The sequence below is a fragment of the Longicatena caecimuris genome, from assembly GCF_004341945.1.
GTDB classification, from domain to species: Bacteria; Bacillota_I; Bacilli_A; order Erysipelotrichales; family Erysipelotrichaceae; genus Longicatena; species Longicatena caecimuris.
Genome location: NZ_SMBP01000041.1, coordinates 1 through 5,436, shown reverse-complemented (window position 1 = coordinate 5,436; position 5,436 = coordinate 1). Strand labels below are relative to the sequence as shown.

The following is a 5,436-nucleotide window of genomic DNA, read 5'->3' as shown; positions in this document are numbered from 1 at the left end:
AACATAAATAAGCATATTGGTAAGCCGTATGCCTTAATAGGGCACGTACGGTTTGATAAGGGGCGGTAGTTTAATGACTATCGCCTACTTTCTTTTGCATTAATCTTAAAAGGTATAAACTTGGCAAGGCAGTTGCCAAACAAGAAGGTATGAATCGTTTGCATAAAGAAATCTAATAAACACATTCGATTCTGAAGTATCGGGATCTTTATTGCATTAATCTTAGAAGGTATAAACTTGGCAAGGCAATTGCTAAACAAGAAAGTATAGATTTTTTTTCATAAACGTATGCTGTACCACCTGAATGTGCAAAGATTTGCATAAGGTAGTTGCAATCTTATAAAAATAGTGTACTATTACAAAAGGTGATAAAAAATGAAATATATCAATGGAAAAGAATTACTCATGTTTCTAGAACCTCCGATTACAAGACTATCCGTATTTGAGGCAGAAACTGTCGATGCAGCGCTCATCATGTGTGCGGAAGCATTCAAAAAATTAGAAACCGAATTTCAGGTGACAATTGACTTTGCGACCTTCAAATACCAACTGTTAAAAACGATGGGAGAATTTTTACGTGCCTGTCGTGAAAACGAACATGAATGTTTACAGCAGCCAAGAGCACACATTGCCCAAGAACGCTATGAAGCTTTAGCAATTGATATAGCGCAATGGCCTAAGCACTTACAAAAAAATAATGCAGAAAACTTCTTTATCATAGAATATTGTTTGTGTTATGCCAATATTTTAAGCCGCTATCTTATGGACAGTGGTTTACCAAAAGAATTTAGCTGTCGCTTAGCCAATGATGCGGCAATCAAACTGGCACAGTGGTGTGATGAGAATTGTGTCAAGAAGTGCGCATATGAATGTATACGACGCAGCTCTTCAAACGGATATTGTACCTTATGCAGCTTTATGATCCAACCAATGGCTTGCCCTAAGAAACAGGAAATTCCATATGCTCGCTTACAGTTGGAAGAGGATGATTTACAATGCATGCGTCCAGAAAATTTAACGTTAGGATCCTGATTTAGGATCTTTTTTTATTACATTAGGAAGTATACGGTAAGGGGAAGAATGCGAGAATGGAAAGGGGTCAAACTTGTCAAGTCAGATAAAAGCAGTTTATCGGAATGGTTATTTTTTAAGATTTCTTTTGTATTTCAAAATTGACAAATACACAAAAATGACATACGCTAAAACTATATAAACAAGACAGAGGGAAAGCGATTATGAAAAAAACAACAGAAATTTTACAAGAAGTGAATAAGGTCATGATTGGAAAAAAACAAGAAGTCGAAAAAGTTATGATGGTGATTTTAGCTAAGGGACATATTCTTTTGGAAGATATTCCCGGTGTCGGAAAGACAACATTGGCGATGGCATTTGCCAAAGCTATGCAGCTTAACAGCAAGCGTATGCAATTTACCGTGGATGTTTTGCCAAGCGATGTGGTTGGCTATAGTGTAATTGATCCATCTAGTGGAGAAGTTCATCTGCATGAGGGCGCTGTTTTTTGCAACATCTTTTTAGCTGATGAAATTAATCGAACGTCAAGTAAGACACAGGCGGCCTTACTAGAAGTCATGGAAGAAAAACAAATTACCATAGATGGATATACGCAAACGGCGCCACAGCCATTCATGGTCATCGCTACACAAAACCCATACGGTTCTGCCGGTACACAGCTTTTACCGGAAAGCCAGTTGGATCGTTTCATGATACGTATGAGCATCGGCTATCCAAGTGCACAGGATGAGGTTGAAATGTTAAAGCGAAAACAGGCTAAAAAGCAATATCAGATACAACCAGTTGCCAGTGTAGAGGATGTCATCGAAATGCAAAACGCATGCGATGCCATCTTTGTACATGAGGATATTTATCAATATATCGTTGATCTGGTGAATGCTACTCGTCATCATGAGCGAATTTATCAAGGGGCAAGTCCACGTGCCAGTATTGCCTTAACGGCTATGGCCAAAGCACATGCCTATTTAGCCGATCGTGATTATGTCATACCGGAAGATGTCACTCAAGTCTTCCACGATGTTCTTGCACATCGTATAGTAATGAAAAACGATATTGTTAAGGATCATCGCACGACTGCTGCTGTTTTACAAAACCTTTTAGATGAGATTGAAAAACCGCAGCTGAGGAAAGCATAATGCTTCGCGCCTGGTGCCGCTATCTGCTTTTGTTGGCAGTGTGTGCACTGCTCTACATCTTTTTAGGCGGCTATTTATTTCTGATAATTTTGACAGGTGTTATTGCGCTGCCCTTGATTAGTTTATTTGCCATGCTGATTTCATCAAATCATTTACAAGTAGACTTTCAACGCCGTAAAGAGGGCAGTTACTTTTATTGCGCCAGTGGGAAATGGTTCCCGCTTGCTCAACTCAAAATCAACATCCAACAAGAGAATATCTTTTTGGATGAGCAAACTCAAGATAATCTGACCTTATTTACAAGTGATACCATCGTGTATGTTCCTATGATTGCCCATGAGGCAACGATGGGAAAAATTCGCTTATGCTTTGATGGTTTTGTACTACAGGATATGCTGGGATTATTTCAACGTCGTTATCACAGTCATCAAAAGCGTACTTATTATTTATATCCTCATGCAACTGGGACCACTATATCATCACAAATTCATGATATCTTACAAGATCAGGAACATGTATATGAAGGTCATATTCAACACGGTGGCATCTTAGAAGATACACATGAAGTGAAAGAATACCAGCCTGGCGATGATTTGCGCCATATTCATCATAAATTAAGCTACAAATTAGCGAAGACAATGATACGTACTTTTGCCTCTTACCAACAGGAACAACTGCTTGTATATTTAGATTTGCATGGAAGTGTTGAGGAATGCGAGCAGGTTTTGGGACACTTTTATGCCTGTGCTATAGAATGGATACAGCGTTCTATGAGTGCCATTGTCTGTTGGAATTCTAAAGATGGCAATTTGGAACAGGAGGTCTATGATAAAGCGAGCTTAAAACGTTGTTTACAGGCAATTCTCGCACATCCCAAAGCGGAAGAAGAGGACAATGTTCTTTACCGTTCACAGCTGGGGACACACGTATGCATACGCTCTAGCGGGATAGAAACATCTATGGATGAGAAAGGAAGTGATGTGCATGCATAAGACATTCTCACTTACCGATCGCTTTCTTTTCGTCTTAACAAGTTATCTTCCTTTCCTTATCTTCCTATGGGTTTTTCAAATGCTGAATGGTGTCGTACTATGTACGACCTTTATCGCAACACTGCTTTTTCTATTCTTACAAACGACAAAACTGAAAAAATGGGTAATACCTATTTATGGTGCTCTGATAATGCTTTTACTTTTAAGTCTGATCATTAACTTTCGTGATACCATTAATGCCATATATAATCAAATCACATCTGTGTATGCTCATTCTTCCAACTATACGTTTCAAGTTTATGAAGTGACACTGTCACAACAAGAGCTTCCTTTCTTGTTTTCACGAGTTTGGATAGCGTTGTATCTGTTGATCATGTTACTGGAATACCTTTTTGTCATTCGCTGGAAACGACATTTCCCAGCCTTTGCCATCAGCTTTCTGCTATATTTTCCAACGATGCTGTATAGTGTCAAACAGCCATGGCTGCTTACCTGTTTGCTTTTGATGGATTGGTTTTCTTTATTGTTTCTTTCTTATATCAGAAGACATAGTACACGTTCATGGCATTATGGCAAGCTGTTTGGCTATGTTCTGCTTTGCTTCTCTCTTATATTTGGTACGCTTTTTATCCTATTACCAGAAAAGGAGTATGAAGTCTCCTCCACTAGCAGTCATATGCGTCAAAAACTGTTACAGACAATTGAGCAGTTCACTTATAACTTACGTTATGGCTCAGAAAGCATAGGTGAAATTGACTTAGGAAGAGCGGGGAATCGTTCTTATACCGGTGCTATCCAAATGGAACTTACTTATCCTAAGGCATCTCGCTTATATTTAAAAACCTATAGCGGTGCTATTTATGATGGACATACATGGAAATCCCTTGCGCATAAACAATATCGTCAATATCCCAATATTGATTGGACAACGATTCGTTTTTGGATGAATCAGGCGGCATTACCGAAAGATATTCATGCGAATTCATTGATGATCAAAGATATGCGCGCCAATACGCAATATGCCATTGTGCCATATTATCTTAAGCACATCAATCAGGATATGAATATTTATTATGATGGCTATGCAGCATGGAGCAATTCAACAAAGGATGCTGTTACTTATGAAATCTGGGATGATGAACAAAAAATATTGCATGTACCACAGGGAACATCCTATAAGGAATATGTGGATTTTATTAAGGAGCAGTATTTACAGCTACCTAAAGATATAAAAGAAAAATTTAATACGGTAGAAGACTTACAAGATAACTTCCATCGTTTTGCGTCTACGGAAGAAATTATTGACTATGTAAAAGGCTATTTGTATGCTCATACCCGCTATACACTTTATCCGGGATCGCCTGACCTTTCCAAGGATTTTGTTTCCTATTTCTTATGGGAAAATCAGGAAGGGTATTGTGTTCATTATGCATCCTCTGCTGTATTGTTATTACGCTATTATGGCGTCCCAGCCCGTTATGTAGAAGGGTATCGTGTGGATAGCAATGCTTATGATCATGAAGGACATGCACAGGTCAAAGATTCTGATGCACATGCCTGGGTGGAAATTTTTGATGAAACCTATGGATGGATGCCTGTGGAAGTAACGCCGGCAGCAGATAACGATTCTACCATACAAAAAAGCGAACAGCCTCTCACGCAAACAACGCCATCAGAAATTACCCCCGGTCTTGAAAATAAGGAAGAGCCGAAACCAATCCAACAGCCTACGCAACACTTAATGGAAGAAAATGGCACGACAACAACGTCTGCCTCTTCCTCGCTGCCTTCTTTCTTGTTACCAGTTCTCGTTGTACTTACCTTGCCCCTATTCATTTATGCACAGGCAAGCCTAAGAAGAAAGTATCGCCGGAAACAGTTGGAAAGCATGAAACAACGACAAAAGCTGTTAACGCTTTATGGCTGGTTAGAAGATTTATTCCCATATGGAGCGAAGATTGATCAAGAAACATTACAACTTGTGGAAAAAGCACGCTTTTCGCAGCATGAGATTACGAAAGAGGATGTACAACAACTGCAATCGCAATGGCAAACGCAGCGAGCTCATGTTCTTACAACATTGTCATGGCAAAAGAAGCTTCGCTTTTGGATATGGGATGCGCTATAAAACAACATAACAATCATTTTGAAAAGGAATATGCACGTTGTTAGGATATTCCTTTTTTTCATGTGTGGCGGGCATGCCACATATCTAGGGTGAAAATCCCTCGGGGCGTAGTTATCGACGAACCCAAGAGCGACTTGCAAGTTTCATA

4 protein-coding genes are annotated in these 5,436 nt (G+C 39.3%); all 4 read left to right on the top strand.

Annotation, left to right across the window (positions count from 1 at the left end; all coding sequences use genetic code 11):
* Window positions 1-375 precede the first annotated feature (375 nt).
* Window positions 376-1,032: a hypothetical protein gene (locus EDD61_RS13645; RefSeq protein ID WP_008689962.1), complete on the top strand. Its 657-nt coding sequence runs from the start codon at window positions 376-378 to the stop codon at window positions 1,030-1,032.
* Between the two features lie 203 nt (window positions 1,033-1,235).
* On the top strand, window positions 1,236-2,168 hold the full coding sequence (locus EDD61_RS13640; protein ID WP_132225862.1) for an AAA family ATPase: 933 nt from the start codon (window positions 1,236-1,238) through the stop codon (window positions 2,166-2,168).
* A complete protein-coding gene (locus EDD61_RS13635; RefSeq protein WP_132225860.1) occupies window positions 2,168-3,160 on the top strand; it encodes a DUF58 domain-containing protein in 993 nt (330 codons plus the stop codon). The genes EDD61_RS13640 and EDD61_RS13635 overlap by 1 nt, the downstream gene beginning before the upstream one ends.
* Window positions 3,153-5,288, top strand: a complete 2,136-nt coding sequence (locus EDD61_RS13630) for a transglutaminase-like domain-containing protein (protein WP_132225858.1) — start codon at window positions 3,153-3,155, stop codon at window positions 5,286-5,288. The genes EDD61_RS13635 and EDD61_RS13630 overlap by 8 nt, the downstream gene beginning before the upstream one ends.
* The last annotated feature ends 148 nt before the right edge of the window (window positions 5,289-5,436 follow it).